General features: G+C 70.3%; 22 protein-coding genes and 2 pseudogenes. 13 read left to right on the top strand and 11 right to left on the bottom strand.

Translation table 11 applies throughout. The annotated features are described in order from the left end of the window. Positions 1-2 precede the first annotated feature (2 nt). On the bottom strand, positions 3-671 hold the full coding sequence (locus tag OHA64_RS34700) for a response regulator (RefSeq protein ID WP_405619942.1): 669 nt from the start codon (positions 669-671) through the stop codon (positions 3-5). Next, positions 671-1,621 (bottom strand): sensor histidine kinase, encoded by a 951-nt coding sequence (locus OHA64_RS34695; RefSeq protein WP_405624237.1) that lies wholly within the window; start codon positions 1,619-1,621, stop codon positions 671-673. Before OHA64_RS34695 ends, OHA64_RS34700 begins: the two co-directional genes overlap by 1 nt. Positions 1,622-1,878: 257 nt before the next feature. On the opposite strand from OHA64_RS34695, the gene OHA64_RS34690 reads away from it, so the two are divergent. The 3 genes from OHA64_RS34690 (at position 1,879) to OHA64_RS34680 (ending at position 4,764) form a co-directional block, all read left to right on the top strand. Further along, positions 1,879-2,364 (top strand): cation:proton antiporter regulatory subunit, encoded by a 486-nt coding sequence (locus OHA64_RS34690; RefSeq protein ID WP_405619940.1) that lies wholly within the window; start codon positions 1,879-1,881, stop codon positions 2,362-2,364. Positions 2,365-2,368: 4 nt separating this feature from the next. Beyond that, positions 2,369-3,601: a cation:proton antiporter gene (locus tag OHA64_RS34685; RefSeq protein WP_405619938.1), complete on the top strand. Its 1,233-nt coding sequence runs from the start codon at positions 2,369-2,371 to the stop codon at positions 3,599-3,601. 164 nt (positions 3,602-3,765) lie between these two features. Further along, on the top strand, positions 3,766-4,764 hold the full coding sequence (locus tag OHA64_RS34680) for a TAXI family TRAP transporter solute-binding subunit (RefSeq protein WP_405619936.1): 999 nt from the start codon (positions 3,766-3,768) through the stop codon (positions 4,762-4,764). 145 nt (positions 4,765-4,909) lie between these two features. On the opposite strand, the gene OHA64_RS34675 is transcribed toward OHA64_RS34680, so the two are convergent. Together OHA64_RS34675 and OHA64_RS34670 are read right to left on the bottom strand one after the other, a co-directional pair. Next, the gene (locus OHA64_RS34675) at positions 4,910-6,301 is read right to left on the bottom strand and encodes an ATP-binding protein (protein WP_405619934.1); all 1,392 of its coding nucleotides are present in this window, start codon (positions 6,299-6,301) and stop codon (positions 4,910-4,912) included. Positions 6,302-6,310: 9 nt separating this feature from the next. After that, entirely contained in the window at positions 6,311-6,997 is a 687-nt protein-coding gene (locus OHA64_RS34670) for a response regulator transcription factor (RefSeq protein WP_405619932.1), read from the bottom strand. Between the two features lie 289 nt (positions 6,998-7,286). Here OHA64_RS34670 and OHA64_RS34665 point away from each other — a divergent pair, with 289 nt between their 5' ends. The 8 genes from OHA64_RS34665 to OHA64_RS34630 all read left to right on the top strand — a co-directional run bounded on the left by OHA64_RS34665 (position 7,287) and on the right by OHA64_RS34630 (position 14,337). Continuing rightward, positions 7,287-8,063 carry an amino acid ABC transporter ATP-binding protein gene (locus tag OHA64_RS34665; protein ID WP_405619930.1) on the top strand — a complete coding sequence of 259 codons (777 nt, stop codon included), beginning with the start codon at positions 7,287-7,289 and terminating at the stop codon, positions 8,061-8,063. A 76-nt stretch (positions 8,064-8,139) separates the two neighbouring features. After that, complete coding sequence (locus OHA64_RS34660) at positions 8,140-8,982, top strand: glutamate ABC transporter substrate-binding protein (RefSeq protein WP_405619928.1); 843 nt, start codon at positions 8,140-8,142, stop codon at positions 8,980-8,982. Between the two features lie 99 nt (positions 8,983-9,081). Beyond that, complete coding sequence (locus tag OHA64_RS34655; protein WP_405619926.1) at positions 9,082-9,750, top strand: amino acid ABC transporter permease; 669 nt, start codon at positions 9,082-9,084, stop codon at positions 9,748-9,750. Continuing rightward, positions 9,747-10,652, top strand: a complete 906-nt coding sequence (locus OHA64_RS34650; RefSeq protein WP_405619924.1) for an amino acid ABC transporter permease — start codon at positions 9,747-9,749, stop codon at positions 10,650-10,652. The genes OHA64_RS34655 and OHA64_RS34650 overlap by 4 nt, the downstream gene beginning before the upstream one ends. Positions 10,653-11,316: 664 nt before the next feature. Further along, complete coding sequence (locus tag OHA64_RS34645) at positions 11,317-12,972, top strand: FAD-dependent monooxygenase (RefSeq protein ID WP_405619922.1); 1,656 nt, start codon at positions 11,317-11,319, stop codon at positions 12,970-12,972. A gap of 3 nt (positions 12,973-12,975) precedes the next feature. Beyond that, a complete protein-coding gene (locus OHA64_RS34640) occupies positions 12,976-13,236 on the top strand; it encodes a putative leader peptide (RefSeq protein ID WP_405619920.1) in 261 nt (86 codons plus the stop codon). A gap of 79 nt (positions 13,237-13,315) precedes the next feature. Then, complete coding sequence (locus OHA64_RS34635; RefSeq protein ID WP_405619918.1) at positions 13,316-13,840, top strand: cysteine dioxygenase; 525 nt, start codon at positions 13,316-13,318, stop codon at positions 13,838-13,840. A 95-nt stretch (positions 13,841-13,935) separates the two neighbouring features. After that, positions 13,936-14,337 carry a rhodanese-like domain-containing protein gene (locus OHA64_RS34630; protein ID WP_405624235.1) on the top strand — a complete coding sequence of 134 codons (402 nt, stop codon included), beginning with the start codon at positions 13,936-13,938 and terminating at the stop codon, positions 14,335-14,337. Between the two features lie 219 nt (positions 14,338-14,556). Here OHA64_RS34630 and recX read toward each other — a convergent pair whose 3' ends face one another. Continuing rightward, entirely contained in the window at positions 14,557-15,474 is a 918-nt protein-coding gene (gene recX / locus OHA64_RS34625) for a recombination regulator RecX (protein WP_405619916.1), read from the bottom strand. A 3-nt stretch (positions 15,475-15,477) separates the two neighbouring features. Beyond that, a complete protein-coding gene (recA, locus tag OHA64_RS34620) occupies positions 15,478-16,605 on the bottom strand; it encodes a recombinase RecA (protein WP_405619914.1) in 1,128 nt (375 codons plus the stop codon). Positions 16,606-16,942: 337 nt separating this feature from the next. On the opposite strand from recA, the gene OHA64_RS34615 reads away from it, so the two are divergent. Next, positions 16,943-17,722: a hypothetical protein gene (locus OHA64_RS34615; RefSeq protein ID WP_405624234.1), complete on the top strand. Its 780-nt coding sequence runs from the start codon at positions 16,943-16,945 to the stop codon at positions 17,720-17,722. 46 nt (positions 17,723-17,768) lie between these two features. On the opposite strand, the gene OHA64_RS34610 is transcribed toward OHA64_RS34615, so the two are convergent. Both OHA64_RS34610 and OHA64_RS34605 read right to left on the bottom strand, forming a co-directional pair. After that, positions 17,769-19,028: an AI-2E family transporter gene (locus OHA64_RS34610; protein ID WP_405619912.1), complete on the bottom strand. Its 1,260-nt coding sequence runs from the start codon at positions 19,026-19,028 to the stop codon at positions 17,769-17,771. Between the two features lie 93 nt (positions 19,029-19,121). After that, entirely contained in the window at positions 19,122-19,316 is a 195-nt protein-coding gene (locus OHA64_RS34605; protein ID WP_405619910.1) for a DUF3046 domain-containing protein, read from the bottom strand. An 80-nt stretch (positions 19,317-19,396) separates the two neighbouring features. Here OHA64_RS34605 and OHA64_RS34600 point away from each other — a divergent pair, with 80 nt between their 5' ends. Continuing rightward, positions 19,397-20,341, top strand: coding sequence for a hypothetical protein (locus tag OHA64_RS34600; RefSeq protein ID WP_405619908.1), 945 nt, complete (start codon positions 19,397-19,399; stop codon positions 20,339-20,341). Positions 20,342-20,462: 121 nt separating this feature from the next. Here the strand turns inward: OHA64_RS34600 and OHA64_RS34595 are convergent, their stop codons facing one another. The 3 genes and pseudogenes from OHA64_RS34595 to OHA64_RS34585 all read right to left on the bottom strand — a co-directional run bounded on the left by OHA64_RS34595 (position 20,463) and on the right by OHA64_RS34585 (position 22,364). After that, on the bottom strand, positions 20,463-20,771 hold the full coding sequence (locus tag OHA64_RS34595; protein WP_405619906.1) for an AzlD domain-containing protein: 309 nt from the start codon (positions 20,769-20,771) through the stop codon (positions 20,463-20,465). Beyond that, a pseudogene (locus OHA64_RS34590) lies at positions 20,768-21,414 on the bottom strand (AzlC family ABC transporter permease). The gene OHA64_RS34595 and the pseudogene OHA64_RS34590 overlap by 4 nt, the downstream one beginning before the upstream one ends. Beyond that, positions 21,378-22,364 (bottom strand): annotated as a pseudogene (locus OHA64_RS34585) (AraC family transcriptional regulator). The pseudogenes OHA64_RS34590 and OHA64_RS34585 overlap by 37 nt, the downstream one beginning before the upstream one ends. Positions 22,365-22,654 lie beyond the last annotated feature (290 nt).

The raw sequence follows: 22,654 nt of genomic DNA, 5'->3' as shown, positions 1-22,654 counted from the left end.
GTTCACGGGTCGATCAGACCGGCCCGGATCGCGTAGCGGGTCAGTTCCAGCCGGTCGCGCACGCCGAGCTTCTGGAGGAGGTTCGCACGGTGGCGTTCGACCGTCTTGGGGCTGATGAAGAGCAGTTCGCCGATCTCCTTGGAGGTGTGACCCTCGGCCACCAGCTTGAGGATCTCCTCCTCGCGCTCGGTGATGGCCCGTTCGGGCAGGCCGTGGCCCCGGTGGAGACGCTCCAGATAGGAGCGCACGAGGGCCCGTTCAGCGCCCGGGTAGATGAACGGTTCGTCGCGTACGGCCGCCCGGCACGCCTCGACGAGGTCACGGTCGGCCACGGACTTCAGGACATAGCCGCTGGCGCCGGCCTTGAGGGCCTCGAAGAAGTACTGCTCGTTGTCGTACATCGTGAGGACGAGGATGTGCAGGCCGGGTAGTCGGCGGGAGAGTTCGCGGGCCGCCTGCAGGCCGGTCATACGGGGCATCGCGATGTCCAGGACGGCCAGATCGACGTCACGCGCGCGTGCCAGCTCCACCGCCTCCGCCCCGTCACCGGCCTCCGCCACGACCGTGAGGTCCGGCTCGCCCTCCAGGATCAGGCGCACACCTCGGCGTACGAGGGTGTGGTCGTCGGCGAGCAGAACGCGGACGGGGGGTGTGGTCGGCGGCGGCGTCATCAGCAGCCGTCCCCGGTCGCGACAGGGACGCGCAGCCGTATGTCGGTGCCCCGTACCGGAGCGGGCCCGAGGGAGAGCGCGGCCCCTATGAGGAGCGCGCGTTCACGCATACCGCTGATGCCGGAGCCTTCCGAGGCCCCGTCGAGGCCCTTGCCGTTGTCGCGTACGAGGAGTTCGACACCGTCCGGCACCGACCGCAGCCGGACTTCCGCGCGGTCGGCGGCGGAGTGCCGCGCGGTGTTGGTGAGGCCCTCCTGGACCACCCGGTAGAGCACGAGTTCGGACTCCTCGGTCAGTTGGGGCAGGTCGCCGGGGATGTGGTGACGGACCGTCAGGCCGCGGGTGGTGAACTCGGCAGCGAGGGAGCGCAGGGCGCTGGTCAGGCCGAGTTCCTCGAGGACACCGGGGCGCAGTCGGCGCGCTATGCGGCGGATCTCGTCGAGGCCCGCGCGGGTGGCCTCCTGCGCCTGGCCGACCTCGTCGCGCAGTTGCTCGGGCGTCCGGTCGGCGACCCGCTTGAGCTGCAGGAGGACGGCGGTCAGGGTCTGTCCGACCTCGTCGTGCAGCTCGCGGGCGATGCGCCGGCGTTCACGCTCCTGGGCGGACAGCGCGCGGGCCGCGCCCGCGGCACGCTCGGCCTCCAGGCGGTCGAGCATGGTGTTGTACGTCGTGATCAGGGCTGCCGCCTCGGCGGGGCCGGCGACCGGGGCCCGGGCTCCGGGACGCCGCAGGTCGGCGGCGGCCATGGCCCGGCCCAGTCGCTCAAGAGGGGCGAGGCCGACACGCAGCACGAGCGCGTTGGCGGCCAGCAGGGCCGCGAGGCCCACGACGACGGCCAGCGCCTCGCCCGGCAGGACGGGGGTCGACACGGTCACCGGGCCCAGCAGCAGCGCGGCGGCCGCGACCAGGCCGATGGCGTTGAGCGAGAAGATCCGCCAGAACAGCGACACGACCCTGGTTCCGCCCCTCCCGTCCCTTCCCGCACCCTCCGGTCCGAAGTCCGGCCCGCCCGCCGCCCCCACCGTGTGCGGAGCGGCTGCCAGCAGCCTCGCGGCCGCGCGTCGGCCGCGCATATCCGTGACAACACCCATATCGCCACCGTACGGGTGGCTGACAGCATGCAGAGGGGGTAGGCGTGATCATCGAGCACCACGAGCCGCCCAGCCCACTCACACACCACGTGCACGGACGAGCAAGGGGAAGAAACGTGTCTGCTCCACGCCTGAAGGCGACGCCGCTGCCGGGTATCGGGGTCCAGTACGACCTCGTCACCCGGGAACAACGCCACCTGTCCGTGGTGGCGCACCGCGACGGCGCCCGCACGCTGAGCGTGTACCGGGCCGACGACCCCGACTCCTGTGCCCAGTCGCTGCGCCTGACCGGTGCCGAGGCGGGAACGCTGATCGACGCGTTGAAGCCGTCCCACCACAGTCCGAGCCTGCTCTACACGACCGACCTGGGACTGGTCGCCGAGCGGGTGGAGGTGGCGGCGGCTTCTCGGTGGAACGGACGTGTCCTGGGCGACACGCGGATGCGCACCGACACGGGCGCCTCCGTGGTGGCGGTGTTGCGGCGAACCGAGGCCATCCCGTCGCCGGCGCCGGACTTCCGGCTCGTCGGCGGTGACACCCTCATCGTGATCGGCACCCGTGAGGGCGTCGACGCCGCCGCCGCGATACTCGGTCGGGAGTGAACCGATGCATTCCGCGGTTCTGCTGATCGAGTTCGGTTCCATCATTCTCGGCCTCGGCCTGCTCGGCCGGTTCGCCGCCCGCTTCCGCCTCTCCCCCATTCCGCTGTACCTGCTGGCCGGGCTCGCCTTCGGCGAGGGCGGACTGCTTCCGCTCGGGGCCAGTGAGGAGTTCATCGCGACGGGTGCCGAGATCGGCGTCATCCTGCTCCTGCTGATGCTCGGCCTGGAGTACACGGCCAGTGACCTGGTCACCAATCTCAAGTCCCACTATCCGGCCGGGCTCGTCGACGGCGCGCTCAACGCCGTCCCGGGAGCGGCGGCGGCACTGCTGCTCGGCTGGGGTCCGGTGGCCGCGGTCGTACTCGCCGGCGTCACCTGGATCTCGTCGTCCGGGGTCATCGCGAAGGTGCTCGGGGACCTGGGCCGGGTGGGCAACAGGGAGACCCCGGTGATCCTCAGTGTCCTCGTCCTGGAGGACCTGGCGATGGCGGTCTATCTGCCGATCGTCACCGCCCTGGTGGCCGGGGCGGGGCTGCTGGCCGGCAGCCTCACCCTCGCGATCGCGCTGGGCGCGGCGGGACTCGTCCTCTTCGTGGCCGTGCGATACGGCCGTCTGATCTCGCGTTTCGTCTCCAGCGACGATCCGGAGAAGCTGCTCCTGGTCGTGCTCGGCCTGACCATTCTGGTCGCCGGTGTCGCGCAGCAGCTCCAGGTGTCGGCCGCGGTGGGCGCGTTCCTGGTGGGCATCGCGCTGTCCGGCGAGGTCGCCGAGGGCGCGCACACCCTGCTGAGCCCCTTGCGGGATCTCTTCGCCGCCGTGTTCTTCGTCTTCTTCGGACTGCACACCGACCCGGCCAGCATCCCGCCGGTCCTGCTTCCCGCGCTCGCACTGGCGCTGCTCACCGCCGCCACGAAGATCGCCACCGGCTACTGGGCGGCCCGGCGGGCCGGGATCTCCGTCAAGGGCCGCTGGCGGACGGGCGGCGCGCTGGTGGCGCGCGGCGAGTTCTCGATCGTCATCGCCGGGCTGGCGGTCAGCGCGGGCATCGAGCCCTCGCTGGGGCCCCTGGCCACGGCGTACGTCCTCATCCTGGTCGTCCTCGGCCCGCTCACCGCCCGCTTCACGGAGCCCCTGGCGTCCTGGTGGGCCGACCGCTTCGGCGACCGTACGCAGGTACCAGAAGGCTCTGCGCGTACGGCGGAGGCGGAGGCGAGGGCCTCGGTCGGCGGCGACTGAGCATCGGGACCGGCACGCTGCGGAGGCCGACGGAACACTCTTCTTCCCGGCCCCCTCCCCCGCCGCCGCGGGAAGCCCCCGGCCTCGGCATCCGCCCGTGTCTCCCGTCCACCGGTCCCCCGTCCCCTGGCCAGCACCGCGTCCCGGCTGGCAGGATCGCGCGCATGTCCAGAGGCTTCCCCCGTATCAGCAGGCGCCGGGCCCTGCAGGGCGCTGCCGCCGCGTTCGTCGCGTTCGGGCTGCTCCTGTGGTGGCTGCTGCCCCTGGGCGAGGAGCCACCGAGCGGGACGATCAAGTTCAGCACGGGAACGCAGGCCGGCGTGTACCAGAAGTACGGAGAGATGCTGAAGGACGCGTTCGGCAAGGACATGCCTGCCCTCAAGGTCCAGCTGAAGGACAGCGAAGGCTCACAGGTCAACGTCAGACGCGTGGCGACCGGGAAGGCCGACTTCACCATCGCCGCAGCCGACGCGGTGAAGACGTACGAGCTCGAAAAGGGTGCCGATGCCGACCGGCTGCGCGGGGTGGCGCGGCTGTACGACGACTACGTACAGCTCGTCGTTCCGCGCGACTCCTCCATCCGCTCCGTGGCTCAGTTGAAGGGCAAGCGCGTTGCCATAGGGCCGGCCGGCTCGGGTGTGCGGCTGATAGCCGAACGGGTGCTCAAGGCGGCGGGTATCGACGCCCAGAAGGACGTCACGCCGTTCTCCGACGGCATCAACAACGGCCCGAACCGGTTGAAGCGGGGCGGGATCGACGCGTTCTTCTGGTCGAGCGGACTGCCGACGGGGGGGCTGGTGACCCTGTCCAAGACCTTCGCCTTCCGCTTCGTACCGATCGGTGCCGGCCTCGTCACGAAGCTGCACGACCAGGGCGGCGCGAGCCGCTACTACCGGGCCACCAACATGCCGGCGTCGGCCTACCCGTCGGTGCAGAGGGGGGCCACGGTGGCGACGATCGCGGTGTCCAATCTGCTGATCACCCGCGCGGACATGGACCCGAGGCTCACCGAGTGGCTGACCCGGACCGTGATCAGGAGCCGGGACCGCATCGGCGAAGAAGTCCACTCCGCCCAGTTGGTCGACGTACGCACGGCGATCTACACGGATCCGTTGCCCCTGCACGACGGCGCCCGGCGCTACTACCAGTCCGTCAAGCCGTAGGGCAGCACACGCACTTGACGTACCGTCACCGCGGACGGCTACGTACGACGTCTCGCCCGCCCGCCGTGGGCGGAGTCCCACACGAGCCGCCGCCCAGCCTCACGCGAACGCCGCAGACAGGCCGCCGAGCACGCCGTACCCCACCTCACACCACCGGGCCCGACCGCGGCACCCGCACCGTGACCGTCAGCCCGTGCGGCTCGTGGTGGTCGTAGGAGATCGAGCCGCCGCCCGCCGCGAGCAGCGTCCGGGAGATGGACAGGCCGAGGCCGGAGCCCCTCACGTTCTGGTGGCGGCCGCTGCGCCAGAAGCGGTCGCCGATGCGGGCTAGTTCCTCGTCGGTCAGACCGGGGCCGCGGTCGCTGACCACGACGGTGGAGGTGTCGCCGTCGGAGGCGACCGTGACCTCCACGGTCGCGTCCTCCGGCGTGAACTTCACCGCGTTGTCGATCACGGCGTCCAGCGCGCTGGAGAGCGTGACCGGGTCGGCCCACGCGGTGGTGGGCGGGCAGTCGCCCACCAGCCGTACGCCCTTGGCCTCGGCGGTCGGCGACCAGGCGGCGACCCGCTCGGTGGTCAGCGCTCCGATGTCGGTGATCCTCAGGTCCGCCTCGGTGTGCTCGGCGAGGGCCAGGTCGAGCAGGTCGTCGAGGACCTGGGCCAGGCGCTTGCCCTCAGCCTGGACGGAGGCGATCTCCTGGTTGCCCTCCGGCAGTTCGAAGGCGAGCAGTTCGATGCGCAGCAGCAGCGCCGCGAGCGGGTTGCGCAACTGGTGCGAGGCGTCGGCGACGAAGGCGCGCTGCTGCTCCAGGACGTCCTCGACGTTGTCCGCCATCTCGTTGAACGACCGGGCGAGCCTGCGCAGCTCCGGCGGGCCGCCGGCGGCGGCGACCCGGGACTTCAGGGCGCCACTCGCGATCATGTGAGTGGTGGTGTCCAGGATGCGCACGGGCCTGAGCACCCAGCCCGTCAGCCGCAGGGCGGCGCCGACGGCCAGCAGCATCGCGGCGATCTCCCCCGCGCCGATGACCAGCCAGCCCTGCAGGATCCTCGACCGCATCTGCCCGGTGGGCGAGTCGGTGACCACCACCGCGACGACATCGCCGTCCCGGATGACCGGCGAGGCGACGACCAGGCGGCCGCGCTGCCAGGGCCACACCTGGTGGGGGTCATGGCTGCGCCGGCTCAGCAGCGCCTCGTCGTACGCGTCGCGCACCACGCCCGCCGCGGGGAGAGCAAAGCTCTTCGGCGCCTTGGCCATGGCGCTCTGGTTGGCATAGAAGACACCCGCCTGGATTCCGTAGACCTCGAAGTAGCTGGTGAGCTCGCTGTCCAGGGTCACCCGGCGCTCGTTCGACTCACCGGGGGTGTTGGTGACGAACTGGGCGAGCGCCGCGAAGCGCGCCGTGTCGTCGATCCGGTCGACGACCACCTCCTGCTGCTGCGCCCCCGCGACGCTCACGGCGAGGGGGACGCCGAGCGCCAGCAGCACGGCCGCCATCAGGATGATGAGCAGCGGGAGAAGACGTGTGCGCACCCGGCCCCGCTACGAACCGGGGGCGACGAGCCGGTAGCCCACGCCTCGCACGGTCTCGATCAGGGCGGGCATGCGCAGCTTGGCACGCAGGGACGCGACATGCACCTCCAGGGTGCGCCCGGTCCCCTCCCAGCTGGTGCGCCACACCTCGCTGATGATCTGCTCCCGGCGGAAGACCACACCGGGGCGCTGGGCGAGGAGCGCGAGGAGGTCGAACTCCTTGCGGGTCAGCTGGATGACCGAACCGTCCACGCTGACCTGGCGGGTGGGCAGCTCGATGTGCACGGGACCGAGGCGCAGCGCGCTCTCGCCACCGCCCGGGGTGTCCTCCTGGACGGTGCGCCGGCTGACGGCGTGGATACGGGCGAGCAGTTCGCCGGTGTCGTACGGCTTGACCACGTAGTCGTCGGCGCCGAGGTTGAGGCCGTGGATGCGGGAGCGGACGTCCGCGCGGGCGGTGACCATGATCACCGGAATGGCGGTGCGCTTGCGGATTTTGCCGCACACCTCGTAGCCGTCCTGGTCGGGCAGGCCCAGGTCGAGCAGGACGACGCCGAAGCCCGCGCCCTCAGGGACGAGCGCCTGGAGGGCCTCCTCGCCACTGCGCGCGTGTGTGACGTCGAACCCGTGTCGCGCCAGGACCGCGGACAGTGCGGCGGCAACGTGGTTGTCGTCCTCGACGAGGAGAAGTCTCATCCGGACTCCCTTCGGTTCATCGGACGTACTATCTGAATGTGTATAAAACGCGTGCACGCGCGCGTGCACGCCCTGTGCAGTCACGCTGATGGAAGAGGACGGCGTCAAGAGGGTTCCGGTTGCGCGCGCCTTCCGTTACCCGGCCGATACGCGTCCAGCTCACAAGTGCTACAACACGTGTCCGATTGCTATCGGATCGTGATGCTCAGATTCCCCTCAGATGTAATGACGCTGGTCGCGTGGGGTCACTAAGGTCCTCCGAAACCGAGGAGGACGGAGCCTTAGAGCGATGACCGAAGTATCGGTGGCCAAGGAAGATGTGGCCGCGACCGGAGAACTGGTCGTCCTGAAGAGCGTCAACAAGCACTTCGGCGCGTTGCACGTGCTCCAGGACATCGACCTCACGATCGCCCGCGGCGAGGTCGTCGTGGTCATCGGGCCCTCCGGGTCCGGGAAGTCCACCCTGTGCCGCGCCATCAACCGCCTGGAGACGATCGACTCCGGCGCGATCGCCATCGACGGCAAGCCTCTGCCCCAGGAGGGCAAGCAGCTGGCCCGGCTGCGCGCCGACGTCGGAATGGTGTTCCAGTCCTTCAACCTGTTCGCGCACAAGACGGTGCTCGAGAACGTCATGCTGGGCCAGATCAAGGTCCGCAGGACGGACAAGAAGAAAGCCGAGGAGAAGGCGCGCGCCCTGCTCGACCGGGTGGGCGTGGCCACGCAGGCCGACAAGTACCCCGCGCAGCTCTCCGGCGGCCAGCAGCAGCGCGTCGCCATCGCGCGGGCCCTGGCCATGGACCCCAAGGTCATGCTCTTCGACGAGCCCACGTCGGCGCTCGACCCGGAGATGATCAACGAGGTCCTGGAGGTCATGCAGCAGCTCGCGCGTGACGGCATGACCATGATCGTCGTCACCCATGAGATGGGCTTCGCTCGTTCGGCTGCCAACCGGGTGGTGTTCATGGCCGACGGCCGCATCGTCGAAGAGGCTGTGCCGGACCAGTTCTTCAACAACCCGCGCAGCGACCGCGCCAAGGACTTCCTGTCCAAGATCCTGCACCACTGACGGCCCTCCCAGGGGCCTGACGACTTGCGTCACCCGCCTTGACGGCTCGCTCTTCACCACGCAAAGGATGTTCACCATGAAGCTCCGCAAGGTCACCGCCGCCTCGGCCACCGTCCTCGCGCTCGCACTGACCGCCACTGCCTGCGGCGGCGACGACAGCAAGGAATCCAGCTCGGGCTCCACCGGCGGCGGACAGATCAAGATCGGCATCAAGTACGACCAGCCGGGTCTCGGCCTGAAGGAGCCCGACGGTTCCTTCTCCGGCTTCGACGTGGACGTGGCGACCTACGTGGCCAAGGAGCTCGGCTACAAGCCCGACCAGATCGAGTTTGTCGAGACGAAGAGCGCCGACCGCGAGAACGCCCTCGCCCGCGGCGACGTGAAGTTCATCGCGGCCACGTACTCGATCAACGACGAGCGCAAGAAGAAGGTCGACTTCGCCGGTCCGTACCTGCTGGCCCACCAGGACCTGCTGGTCAAGAAGGACTCGGACATCACCAAGGCCACGGACCTCAACGACAAGAAGCTGTGTTCCGTGACCGGCTCGACCTCGGCGCAGAACGTCAAGAACGACTTCGCCCCGAAGGCCCAGTTGCAGCAGTACGGCGGCTACTCGGAGTGCATCGCGGGCCTGCAGAGCGGCGCCGTGGACGCGGTGACCACCGACGACTCGATCCTCGCGGGATTCGCCGCGCAGGAGCAGTACAAGGGCCAGTTCAAGCTCGCCGGCCTCAAGCTGAGCAACGAGAACTACGGCATCGGTGTCAAGAAGGGCGACTCCGCGACGGTGGACAAGATCAACACCGCGCTGGAGAAGATGGTCAGCGACAAGGCCTGGGACAAGGCGGTCCAGGACAACTTCGGTCCGGCCGACTACAAGAACGAGCCCGCGCCCAAGATCGGCAACATCGTCAAGTAACGCAGGGCCCACCCGGCGCGCCGCCGCCCACCGCGATCACGGCGGCGGCGCGCCGCGCCGCCCTCCACGTACGCCACACACCCGGAAGCGCGGGAGATCGTGTTCGACTTTCTTGAAGGTTACGACGTCCTCGGGGCGTTCTGGATGACGGTGAAACTCACCGCCCTCTCCGCCGTCGGCTCCCTGGTCTGGGGCACCCTGCTCGCCGCGATGCGGGTCAGCCCGGTCCCGCTCATGCGCGGGTTCGGCACCGCCTACGTGAACATCGTCCGGAACATCCCCCTCACGGTCATCATCGTCTTCACCTCGCTCGGTCTCGCCCAAGTCTTCGGCATGACGATGGGCGCGTCCGACGACTTCACGGCCCAGGGCTTCCGGCTGGCCGTTCTCGGTCTGGTCGCCTACACCGCCGCGTTCGTCTGCGAGGCGATCCGCTCCGGTATCAACACGGTGCCCGTCGGACAGGCCGAGGCAGCACGCGCGATCGGCCTGAGCTTCAGCCAGGTCCTGGGCTTGATCGTCCTGCCGCAGGCCTTCCGCTCGGTCATCGGACCGCTGGCCAACGTACTGATCGCGCTGACCAAGAACACCACCGTGGCGGCCGCGATCGGTGTCGCGGAGGCTGCCCTCCTGATGAAGGAGATGATCGAGAACGAGGCACAGACGCTGGCCATCGGCGCGGTGTTCGCCCTCGGATTCGTGGTGCTGACCCTTCCCACCGGCCTCATCCTCGGCTGGCTGAGCAAGCGACTGGCGGTGAAGCGATGAGCTCCATTCTCTACGACACTCCGGGCCCCCGCGCCAAACGGCGCAACGTGCTCTTCTCGGTGGTCTTCTTCGTCCTGCTGGCCCTGCTCCTGTGGTGGGTCTGGCAGACGATGGACGAGAAGAACCAGCTGGCGTGGGCCCTGTGGAAGCCGTTCACCCAGTCACAGGCCTGGACGACGTATCTGCTGCCGGGCCTCGCCGACACATTGAAGGCCGCGGCGCTTGCCATGGTGATCGCCCTCCCGCTGGGCGCCTTCTTCGGCATCGCGCGCCTCTCGGACCACCGGTGGGTGCGGGCCACGGCCGGCACGGTGGTCGAGTTCTTCCGGTCGATCCCCGTCCTGCTGCTGATGCTGTTCGCCAACGAACTCTACGTCCGCTCCTCCGGCATCAGCAGCGAGGACCGGCCCCTCTACGCGGTCGTCACCGGCCTGGTGCTCTACAACGCGTCGGTCCTGGCCGAGATCGTCCGAGCCGGCATCCTCTCCCTTCCCAAGGGGCAGTCGGAGGCCGCCATGGCGGTCGGTCTGCGCAAGGGCCAGACGATGACCAGCGTCCTGCTGCCGCAGGCAGTCACCGCGATGCTGCCCGCCATCGTGAGCCAGCTCGTCGTCATCGTGAAGGACACCGCGCTGGGCGGCGTGATGCTGGGCTTCACCGAGCTGCTCAACGCACGCCAGACCTTGGCGGCCGTCTACGCCAACGTCATCCCCAGCTTCATCGTCGTGGCCGTGATCTACATCGTGCTCAATTTCCTCCTCACCAGCTTCGCGAGCTGGCTGGAACGCCGTCTGCGGCGCAGCAAGAAGGGCACCGGCGTGGTCCTCGGCGAGGACAACGTGGAAGTGAACCCGGCTGCAGTGCAGGGAAGCTTCGGAACCGGCGCGGGAGGATCCATCTGACGGTCATTTGATGACCCGTCATGTCGCATGACCTGTACTGTCGGAGGCAGTGGCGAGATCGCCACTGCCTCCGACATTCTGTTTCGTCTGCTGCGGCACGCCTTCTGGGCCGCGCCCGCACGGACGCACGTACCGGCCCCTCCCACCCGCGAGCACCTTCCCAAATGGCAGAGGGCCCTTTCCTCCGCCACGTATTGCTGACGGCGGAACTGGCGCAGAAATCCGCCGGCACCAAGCAGCTGTTTCAATTTTCCGGAAGCGGAAGAACCCACCAAGGCAGCAACAGCGTAGCGAGCCCAGCAGCCCTTCTCCGGGAACTGGAAAAAACCGGAAGCCCCCTGCTACCGAGAACCGCAAAGCGGTCGGAGTGGCGGTGGAATCACACCCCAAGCAGGCCTGATCAGCACTCTTCCCCTCTCGCGCACACCGCTGGAAAACGCCTCACTTCTCAGCTCGGTATGGTTGGCGGGCCACACCGGATGGGCAATGAACGATCCCTTTCGCATGGAAGTTGGCGTAGGGCGGCTCACCCGGGCAACCGCCTTCGTCACTTGACGCAAGCTTCGGCAATGGGTTGCATACGTTCTGTGATCGTGCACCCTGCTCCAACCTCCTGTTCACTCACGTCCCCAGGGACACCGCTGCGAGCAGGGGGCGCCGCGCCGTGGACCCGGTGATCATCGTCGGAGCGGGGCCCGTCGGGCTCACGCTCGCCCTTGCGCTGGCGCGTCAGAACGTGCCGACCGTCGTGCTCGACGAGGGACCGGGCAAGGACGAACCGCGCCTCGCCCGCACCGTCGTGCTGCGCGAGGACACCACCGCCCTCATGGAGCGGCTGACCGGCAGGCAGCTCGCCGAGGCCGGCGTCCATTGGGCCGGATGGCGGTCGTTGCGGCGCAAGCAGGTGATGCGCGAGGTCACTTTCGGCGCGACGGTCACCGACGACGACCCCTCCCTCGACGCCGGCCCCGCACCCCTGCACATCGCCCAGCACGTGCTGACCGGCGCCCTGCGCGCCGCCCTCCTCGGCGAACGACTCGTCAAGATCGCCGTGGACAGCCGTCTCGACGGCGTGGAACAGGAGCCCTCGGGCGTCACCGCGCACACCCGCGGCCCCAAGGGCACCTGGTGGCGCGGCAGCTACCTGATCGGCTGCGACGGTCCCCGTTCGACCGTCCGCAAGCTTCAGGACATCCGCTTCCCGGGCCGTACGGCGGTGGAACGGCACGCAGTCGCCGCCCTGCGCGCGGAACTCCCCCGTCCCGACGAGGCGTTGCTCCACCGGATGCCCCCGTGGCGCACCTCCGGCCCCTCCGCCGGCGAGATCACCGGTCGCCCCCTGCCCGATGGGGTGTGGCGCCTCGACTGGCTGCTGCCGCCGGGCAAGGACCTCGTCACGCCCGAGCTGCTGGTGGCACGCGTCCGGGAGACCCTGGCCGGCTGGACCGACGGTCCGACACCGCCCTACGAGCTCCTCGACACCGGCGTCCACACGGTCCACCACCGGCTGGCCCGGCGGTGGCGCGCGGGCCGCGTCTTCCTAGCCGGGGACGCGGCGCACCTGCTCGGCGCGCTCGGCACGCACGGGCTCGACGAGGGGCTCCGGGACGCCGACAACCTCGCCTGGAAGCTGGCGCTGGCCTGGCACCACGGGCCGCACGAGGCGCTGCTCGACAGCTACCAGGCGGAACGGCGCGCGGTCGTCGCCGCCCGGCTGCGCGCCGCCGATCAGGCGCTGCCGCTGTTGCGTGGCGGCGGGGGGCTGCGCGCCTACGTCCCCGGTTCGGCCCGCGGCCACGACGCACTCCTCACGGACGGTCACTTGGGGCGCGGAGCGTTGGGTGCGCCGGGGGCGTACGCCGACTCACCGCTCGCTCCCCGGCACCTCGAAGGAGAGGCCCCCGTCGCCACGGCACCCGGTGCTCCCGTCACCGATGTACGGGTCACGGCGGAGGACGGTTCCTTCGTACGGCTGCGGGACCGCCTCGGCCGTGGCGCGCTGCTCGTCGTCCTGGTCGCGCCGGGCACCGGCGTGTGGGAACGCAAGCACTGGGTGAGCGCCGGGATCATGCCCCGGCTGGCGGCCGCGGTCGCCGCGCTGCCGCATCCCGCGGAACTGCTGGTCACCGAGGAGTACCCCGGCGCCGCACCTCACACCGTCCTTCTCGTACGACCGGACGGTCACCTGGTCGCCGCTCTCACCGGGGTCCGGCCGGCCGACCTGTACGCGGCGGCCGAGGCGGCGATCGGCGGCCCCGCCAAGGCGCAGGCAGGAGCCGGGGCTGAGGCCGGGGTGGGGGCCAGGGCCGGGTCGCGCTGAGGTGTGCGAGGGATCCGCGTGAGGGTAGCGAGGGATTCGCGTCGAATCCGCGAGGGAACGCTTCGCCCCTGCTTCGTGGGGGCACCTCGTTCCAGCGTGTACGTGTCCGTCATCACTGTGCGTCCACATAGTGACAGTGAGTTGACCCGTCCGCATGTGCGTGGTGTACTCCGGATCGTGACCGACACCTGTGTGCGCCTGTGGCGGAGGGTCCATATGGACCTCATCCGCTATGCGGGCTGCGTGTGTCGCCCGTCCTGCTGATTTCGCATCCCTCTCTTCCCGCGCGCGCCGCTCGATGCTGGAGCGCGCTCCCACGCGAACGCTCCTCAGGACGGTGCCCGTGTCTGCATCCCCCACTGTTGCCGCTCTCTCCGCCCCGACGCAGGCGGACCTCTTCGACTTCGTACGACGTACGGCCGCCGACGCCGAGTTGATCGACTCCCTGCCCCTCGACCCGGAGGGCCGCACCTGGGTGCGGCTGGAGGGGCCCGGCGGCAGCGAGGCCTGGCTGATCGGCTGGCCGCCCGGCAGCGGCACGGGCTGGCACGACCACGCCGACTCGGTCGGCGCCTTCGTGACCGCCGCCGGTGAACTCAAGGAGAACTCCCTCGCCGCCCGGCTGCCCACCGACGGCTGGAAGACCCTGGAACTCGCCGAGGACGTGGACCGCGAACGCCGGCTGCCGACCGGCAAGGGCCGCGGTTTCGGCCACCATCACGTCCACGAGGTGCTCAACGAATCCGCCGAACGGCACGCGATCTCCGTCCACGCCTACTACCCGCCCCTGCCGCAGATCCGCCGCTACAGCCGCAGCGGTCCGGTCCTGCGGCTGGAGCAGGTGGAGCGTCCGGAGGACTGGCAGTGAGCGGGGCCGAAGCCGCGGTGAGCGGGACGGAAGGACTGGGGACGGGCGGCACGGGTGAACGGCCGCTCGGTGCCGACGCGTTTCAGGCCCGGCGAATACCTGGCTCGGACGAACAGCCCGTCGGCATCGACGAGTTGCTGGAGCGGGTGCGTGAGGGATACGAGCGGATCGAGGCGCAGGAGGCGCACGACGCCCTCCTTGCCGGGGACGCGCTGCTGGTGGACATCCGGTACGCGGCTCTGCGTGAGCGGGACGGGCTGATCCCCGGGACCCTCGTCGTCGAACGCAACGAACTGGAGTGGCGCCTCGACCCGCGAGGCAGCCACCGCGCCCCCGAGGCCACGAGCCACGACCTGCGCGTCGTGGTCATCTGCAACGAGGGCTACGCCTCCAGCCTGGCGGCCGCGTCCCTGCACCAGTTGGGTCTGCGCCGGGCCACCGATCTGGTCGGCGGGTTCCAGGCGTGGAAGGCGGCGGGGCTTCCGGTCACGTCGTAAGGGGGGTTGTCCGGGTGCCGGAGAGGCGGGGTGGCCGGGCTCGGTGGCCGTCGTTTCGCTGCCCGGGTCGCGCTGCCGCGCGGGTTGCGCCCACCTTCCACGACGGGGCCGGGCCCTTGTCATCTGTCAGCAGCGCGTGATCGCCCATGTGCCCGGGCGAGGCCAGCGCCCACGCCCGGCACTGCCGCAGGCGCCTTCCGTGCCCCCCGCTGACACCCTTCAGAACCCTTCGTCGCCGAGGAACTCCGTCTCCTCGCCCTCCTCCTCCAGTGCCTGCCGGACCACTCGTAGGGCCATGCCCTCGGGGTAGCCCTTGCGGGCCAGCATGCCCGCGAGGCGGCGCAGACGCTTGTCCCGGTCGAGGCCACGGGTGGAGCGCAGCTTGCGGGCCACGAGCTCGCGGGCGGTCTCCTCTTCCTGCTCGGAGTCGAGCTGCGCCATGGCCGCGTCGATCAGGGTCGAGTCGACGCCCTTGGTCCGCAGTTCCCGGGCGAGCGCCCGCCTGGCGAGTCCTCGGCCGTGGTGCCGGGACTCCACCCAGGCGTCCGCGAACGCGCTGTCGTTGATCAGGCCGACCTCCTCGAACCGTGACAGCACCTCCTCGGCGGCATCGTCCGGGATCTCCCGCTTGCGCAGGGCGTCCGCGAGCTGCTTCCTGGTGCGCGGGGTCCCGGTGAGCAGGCGCAGGCAGATCGCCCGTGCCCGCTCGACCGGGTCCGCTGAGGGTTCCTCCTTCTCGGCCCTCGACGAGAAGGAGGAACCCCCGTCCTCACCGAACGGCTCCGCGCGGCCGCGCCGACGACGCCCGCGTGAGCCGTCCGCGCCGCGAGCCCCGCCCCTGCGGCGCGCGCCACGGCCGGGGGAATCGGCGCCGAACGCCGAGTCGCCGTCCGGCCCGTGCTCCAAGCTGTCCGGCCCGTCCTCCAGCATGTCCGGCCACCGGCCACCGCGCGGCTCACCGCCCGCTTCTCCGCCGTACGACCCATGGGTGCCGTACGACGCCGCGCGGTGGTCGCCGTCCATGCCGTGGGCAGAGTCATCGCCGCTCGGACCGGTGGAGCCCCTGACGCCTCTGCCACCGCGCTCTTGCGGGGCGTTGGGGTAGGAGTACTCGGCCCAGTCGGTTCGCCGTGTCATGGATCAGCTCTTGGCCGCCGCGGCCTTGGTCTTGGCCACCTTGGCCGCCGCCGGGGCGGGCACCGCCTTCGCGGCGTCGTCGGCGGGGGCGGAGACCGCGGCGTCCGCGCCCGGCTCGGCAGTGGGCTCCTCCGGCCGCACTCCGACGCCCAGCTTCTCCTTGATCTTCTTCTCGATCTCGTTGGCCAGGTCGGGGTTGTCCTTGAGGAAGTTGCGCGCGTTCTCCTTGCCCTGGCCCAGCTGGTCGCCCTCGTACGTGTACCAGGCGCCGGCCTTGCGGACGAAGCCGTTCTCCACGCCCATGTCGATCAGGCCGCCCTCACGGCTGATGCCGTGGCCGTACAGGATGTCGAACTCGGCCTGCTTGAAGGGCGGTGCGACCTTGTTCTTGACGACCTTGACACGGGTGCGGTTGCCGACCGCGTCGGTGCCGTCCTTCAGCGTCTCGATGCGACGGATGTCGAGCCGCACCGAGGCGTAGAACTTCAGTGCCCGGCCGCCGGTCGTGGTCTCCGGGGAGCCGAACATCACGCCGATCTTCTCGCGGAGCTGGTTGATGAAGATCGCGGTGGTCTTGGACTGGTTGAGCGCGCTGGTGATCTTCCGCAGGGCCTGGCTCATCAGGCGGGCCTGCAGGCCGACGTGGCTGTCGCCCATCTCTCCCTCGATCTCCGCACGCGGGACGAGCGCGGCGACGGAGTCGATGACGATGAGGTCGAGGGCGCCGGAGCGGACCAGCATGTCCACGATCTCCAGGGCCTGTTCGCCGTTGTCCGGCTGGGACAGGATCAGGTTGTCGATGTCGACGCCGAGCTTCTGCGCGTACTCGGGGTCGAGGGCGTGCTCCGCGTCCACGAACGCGACCTGGCCGCCGGCCTTCTGGGCGTTCGCCACCGCGTGCAGGGTCAGGGTCGTCTTACCGGAGGACTCCGGTCCGTAGACCTCGATGACGCGGCCGCGCGGCAGGCCGCCGACGCCGAGGGCCACGTCGAGCGCGGTCGACCCGGTCGGGATGACCTCGATCGGCTCCTTCGACCGATCGCCCATGCGCATGACCGCGCCCTTGCCGAATTGCCGTTCAATCTGTGCGAGTGCGGCTTCAAGGGCCTTCTCGCGGTCGGTACCTGCCATGGGTTCCACCCGATTTGCTTGAGTCGATCGCTTCACGTCAAAGACGCTAGCGCCTGCCACTGACAATGCGCCCCGACGCTCGTCCGACCTGTGGATAACTCAGGCACTTCTCCGCCCAAACCATGGTGAAGTGCCCATCCGAGAGGCTCGCCGGAACCCCTATAAGAATGGATGTTCGATTTTCGTGTCAAGCGTGCCACCCGGCACTCCCGAGACCCCACGGGCGCCTCCCGTCCCGCTGCTTCCCACGGTGTACGACAGGTGTCTTCGACGGGACGACGGCGGAGCGGAGCGATCTCGCGACGCTAGGCGCATGGAGAACACCTCGCACGCGCCGATGTCGCGGACAGGCTCGACGGCGCCGGCACCGTGGGCGCCCGGCGTACGCCGGGCCGAACGCCTGTGCCACGCCATCGCCCTCCTCCTGGTGCTCTCCGGTCTCCTCCATCTGGTGGTGTTCGCCGTCGACGGCGGCCCCTGGACCGGGCCGGTCTCCTGGCGCAAGCCGGTGACGTTCGGGCTGTCCTTCGGGCTGACGCTGATCGCCGTCACCTGGGTCACGTCGTACGTGCGCGTGGAGCCGCGGCTGCGCACCGCGCTCCTGCTCGCGTTCGCCGCGGACTGTGCCGTGGAGGTCGGCGGCATCACCCTCCAGGCGTGGCGGCGAGTTCCCTCACACCTCGACATGGAGACGCCGTACGACACGGCGGTGTCCATGACGTTGGCAGCGGGGGGCGGCGTCCTCGTGGTGCTGCTCACCGTGTTCGCGCTCGCGTCGTTCCGGCACCGGCCCGCGGGGCCCACGGGGATGGCCCTGGCTGTGCGATCCGGGTTCGCGATCCTGCTCGTCGCCCTGGCTTCGGGTGCCGCGATGATCGCGCGTGGGGTCGTACTCACCCGCACCGGCCATCAGGAGGCCGCGTACCACTCGACGGCCCCGCTCAAGCCGCTGCACGGGGTCAGCCTGCATGCCGTCCTGGTGCTGCCGGCACTGGCCTGGCTGCTGTCACGCACATCCTGGAGCGAGACGGCCCGGCGGCGGATCGTCACCGCGGCTGTCGGCTGTTATGCCGTCGCAGTCGTCGGCGCCGGGATCCGGGCCGCCCTCACGTACTGACCGACCTCACGTACTGGCACGGCCTCACGTACCAGTCGGACCAACCTCAGGTGCCCCCCTGGGAGGAGCCGTCGGCCGAGTCCTGTGTCCCTCGCCGCCTCCCCCACAGCGCACGCGCGCGCGTGAACAGCCCCTCTCCCGGTCCGCCTCTCCGATGCCCGTGCACCCGGGGGTCGTCGGTGACGTCGTACCGCTTCACATACGCCCCCAGGAACGCCTGGAGCGTGGCGACCGCCGGGATGGCGATCAGTGCGCCGACGGCACCGAGCAGGGCGGTACCGACGATGACCGAGCCGAAGGCGACCGCGGGGTGGATGTCGACGGTCTTCGAGGTCAGCTTGGGCTGCAACACGTAGTTCTCGAACTGCTGGTAGATCACGACGAAGATCAGCACCCACAGCGCGTACCAGGGATCGACCGTGAAGGCGATCAGCATGGGCAGGGCGCCCGCGAGGTAGGTGCCGATGGTGGGGATGAACTGCGAGACCAGGCCCACCCAGACGGCGAGCACGGGCGCGTACGGCACGCTCAGCGCCTCCAGCAGGACGTAGTGCGCCACTCCGGAGATGAGGGCCATCAAGCCGCGCGAGTATATGTAGCCGCCGGTCTTGTTCACGGCGATCTCCCACGCGCGCAGCACCTCGGCCTGTCGGGCGGGCGGCAGGAGGGAGCAGATCGTGCGGCGCAGCCGGGGCCCGTCCGCGGCGAAGTAGAACGAGAAGAGCGCGATCGTGAGCAGTTGGAAGAGCCCGCCGAGCACCTGGGCGGACACGTCGAGGACGCCGGTGGCGCTGTTCTGGACGTAGTTGCGCAGCCAGTCGGACTTGAGCAGTCCTTCCTGGACGTCCACCCGTCTCAACTCGGTGTTGAAGTGCGTGTTGATCCAGTGGATGACCGAGTCGAGATAGGCCGGGAAATCCTCGACGATCTTGATGATCTGGCCCGCGAGCATCGAGCCGAGCAGCGTGACGAAGCCGGCGGCCACGATGAGCACGGCGAAGAACACGACGAAGCTGGCCAGGCCCCTGCGCACGCCGCGCGCGGACATCCAGCTGACCGCGGGTTCGATGGCCAGGGCCAGGAAGAACGCGATGAGGATGTTGATCAGCAGGCCGGTGAGCTGATGGAAAGCCCAACTGCCCAGCTGGAACACGGCGATGAGAGTGAGGGCGAGCACCATGGCGCGCGGCAGCCAGCGGGGCATGCGAGCGTTCGGCCCGGCGCCGCCGGCGGCCGGGGGCCGGGTGGGCGGCGTCGTGCCGGACGGGGATGCCTGCGGGCTGTCGGTCTCGTCAGTTGGTGCCACAGTGCAAGTCTCGCCCACGTGACTGACAATCGACTGCCGTCGTGCGATCTTCGTGACCGATCAGTGCGGTTCGCGCAGAACGTTCACGACCGGTCAGCGTCTTTCTCCCGGGACGTTCATGACAGTGCAGATCACACGCCACACGTCTTTGGCGTCCCAGCCGGAGTCCAGCGCCTCGTGCACCGTCCGCCCGCCGAGTTCCGTCATCACGTGATCGCGCGCGAAGGTGTCGGCGTAGCCCGGACCGAAGTGATCCGCCATCCGCTGCCAGAAGACCGTCAACCGCATGCCTCCAGTATCCCGCCCCTGAGGGTGGGCCTGAGCCGGGACCCCTTGCCGAGACCGCTTTCCGCCCTACGGTCTGACGCATGGCCGAAACAGGAGCTTCCCCACTCCCCCCGACGCCCCCGGCGCGCTCCCCGCTCGCACGCGCCGAGCACTTCGTCTGGCTCACCGCGCGCGTGCTGGAACAGCGTCTCTTCGCGTACCACTTCCTCAACGGAAGCGCCGACCCTGTGGAGACGGCGCTGGACGCCTACCGCAACACGGACGGCGGGTACGGCCATGCGCTGGAACCAGATCTGCGCGGCCCGGTCAGCCAGCCGCTCCACACCGGCCACGCCCTGCGGGTCCTGGACGCCATCGGACGCTGCGGCGGTCAGCGCGTGGAGCGCGTGTGCCGGTATCTGACCTCGGTGACCACACGGGAGGGCGCCCTGCCGGCAATTCATCCCAGCCAGCGCGGCTATCCGACGGCCCCGTTCATCCCCGTCCCGGACGACCCGCCGAGCGCACTTCTCGCCACCGGACCGGTGGTGGGCCTCCTGCACCACAACGACGTGTGGCACGCCTGGCTGTTCCGGGCCACGGACTTCTGCTGGCAGGCGGTGGAGTCCATGCAGCGGTCCCACCCGTACGAGATCCAGGCCGCCGTGATCTTCCTGGACTCCGTTCCCGACCGCCCGCGCGCCGAGGCGGCCGCCGACCGTCTGGGCCGCCTGGTACGCGAGGACCGACTCGCGGCGCTCGACCCGGACCGCCTCGACGCGTTCCCGGTCGCGCCGGGTTACGCCCCGGGCGAGCACCACTTCCCGTACGACTACGCGAAGACGCCGACCTCACTCGCGCGCGCGTGGTTCACGGACGACGAGATGGCACGCTCCCTGGACTTCCTGGTCGGCGCACAGCAGGAGGACGGCGGCTGGCCCATCCGCTGGCGCCAGTGGGCTCAGTCCACCGCCCTGGAGGCACGCCCCGCGGTGACGATCGAGGCACTGCGCACCCTGCGCGCGTACGGACGCCACGTGGGCTGACCCCGCGGACACCGCCCCGGCGCCGCCGCAGGACCCCGCGCCCCGGTCAAGCGGGGCGGACACGCTCAGAGCCAGGTCCCTCTGGAGGCGCCACCGCAGGGCGTACACGCCGACCCGGAACTCATCCGCCCATGGCCCGCACTCCGGCGGTCACCACCACCGCGGCCGCGACGACCAGCAGGAAGGGGGCCCGAAGAACCAGCGCCACGGCGGCAGCGGCGAGTCCCGCGGCCCGGGCGTCGATCACCAGCGCATGCCCGTCGGCGAAGGTCTGCTGAGCCGTGAGGGCGGCCAGCAGAGCCACGGGCAGCAGCGCGGCGAGACGCTTCACGAGAGGCCGCTCAAGGGCACCGACGGGCACGAGCAGGCCGACGAGCTTGACGGCGTAACACCCGAGGGCGGTCACACCGATCGCGATCCAGACGCTCATCGGTCCCCTTCCCCGACGGCCGCGCCCCTGCGCCGCCCCCGCGCCCACAGCACGAACGGCGCCGCCAGCGCGGCCGCCAGAACGGGCACGCCGACGGGCAGCACCGGCAGCAGGCCGAGCCCCAGGAGGACCGCGAGCCCGGCGACGCCCCGCTCGACGCCGGTCTTCAGCATGGGCGCCAGCAGCGCCAGGAACACGGCGGGCGACGCCGCGTCGAGCCCCCAGGCCTCGGTGTCACCGATGGCCTCGGCCCCAGGGCGCCGAGCACGGTGGTGAGATTCCACAGCACGTACAGGCTGAGCCCCGTCACGGTGAACCCGATCCGCACGCTTCGCCGTGTGGGCTGCGCAAGCGCCACCGCCGTCGTCTCGTCGATGACCCAGTGGGCGGCGAACGGCCGCACCGCGCGCGGGAGGGCAAGCAACTGCGACAACCGCAGTCCGTAGAAGGCGTTGCGTACCCCCAGAAAGAACGCCCCCGCGGCGGCCGTCAGCGGATTCCCGCCCGCCGCGAGCGCCCCCACCAGCGCGAACTGCGACGCTCCCGTGAACACCAGGAGGCTGAGCGCACAGGTCTGCAGGAGCGTGAGTCCGCTCCCTGCCGAGGTCACCCCGAAGGCGAACCCTGACAACCCGACGGCCACCCCGACCCCGAGCGCGTCCCTGACGACGGCGGAGTCTGGCTTGTCCCCACCGTCACGCTTGTCCACTAAAGCTGTCTGTTCTGTCACGCACCGGACGGTAGGAGCAGCCCGCCCCGAGCGTCTTGTACGTTCTTGCGCTCACGCCGGTACGCCCCCGGAGGCACACCCACGATCCGCGTGAAGTGCCGGTTCAGATGCGGCTGATCCGTGAACCCCACCTCGACGGCGGCCTCCGCCGGAGCGGCCCCGGCGTCCAGCAACCGCCGCGCCCGCCGCACCCGCGCGTCCGTGAGCCAGGCATGGGGCGGCATCCCGTAGGTCTCCCGGAACGCCCGCAACAACGCGAACGGACTGGTCTCCAGAGCGCCGGCCAGCCTCTCCAGCGTCGGCGGCTCCACCATCCGCTCCTCCAGCACGGCACGCGCGCGTGCCGCGACCCTGGCGCCCGCCGTCCGCACCTCCCGCTGCGGAAGAGCCCCGCCGTTCAACCGCAGCAGCCGCGTCACGGCGACCCGCAACAGCGTGTCCGCGGCCAGCGCGTTCCCCTCCTCGGCGGCCCGCAGCACCTGATGCACCAGCTCAACGGCATACGGATCATCCAGGACCGGCCGGACGAACCCCGGCGTCCCCCGTATCACCGTCGTCTCGGCAGCGATCTCGGCCACCACCTCCGGCGACGGGTACACGGCCCCGTACCGCCATCCCTCGGGCACCCCGGCCCGCCCCGTGTGTGCAGTATCCGGATTGACCAGCGCAAGCGCCCCGGCCCCCGCGTACTGATCGGCCCCACGATGGCGAAAGACCTCGACCCCGTGGGCGATGGCGGCGATGACGAACTCTTCATGGGTGTGCCGCACGAAGGCCTTCCGGACATACCGTGCCCGCAGCAGATCGACCCCGGGCAACTCGGCGTACCGCCAGTGCCGCGCCAACTCACCCGAACCCGCCATGCAGCCATTCTCCGCCACGCCGATAGCCGCCCAGGGCGGGGTTCCACGCGCCCGCGCCCGCCCACGCCGGGAAGGGGACGGGACGAGAGGACCGTGCGTCCGACGGGACGAGAGCCACCCCATCGGCGCCCGCGCCGCGCACGGCGGGAAGGGGACGGGACGGGGGTGTCCGCCCGCAGCGGTTGTCGCGTCAACACCGCCCCCTCACTGAGAAACCGATTCCGCGACGTTCCGAGGACGGACACCCCCGTCCCGGCCCCAACCACCCCCGAACCGCAGGCGCTACACGC

It is taken from the genome of Streptomyces sp. NBC_00076, assembly GCF_045041235.1.
Classification (GTDB): domain Bacteria; phylum Actinomycetota; class Actinomycetes; order Streptomycetales; family Streptomycetaceae; genus Streptomyces.
The sequence above is the reverse complement of the archived record's forward strand: the minus strand, read 5'-3'. Positions and strand labels throughout refer to the sequence as shown.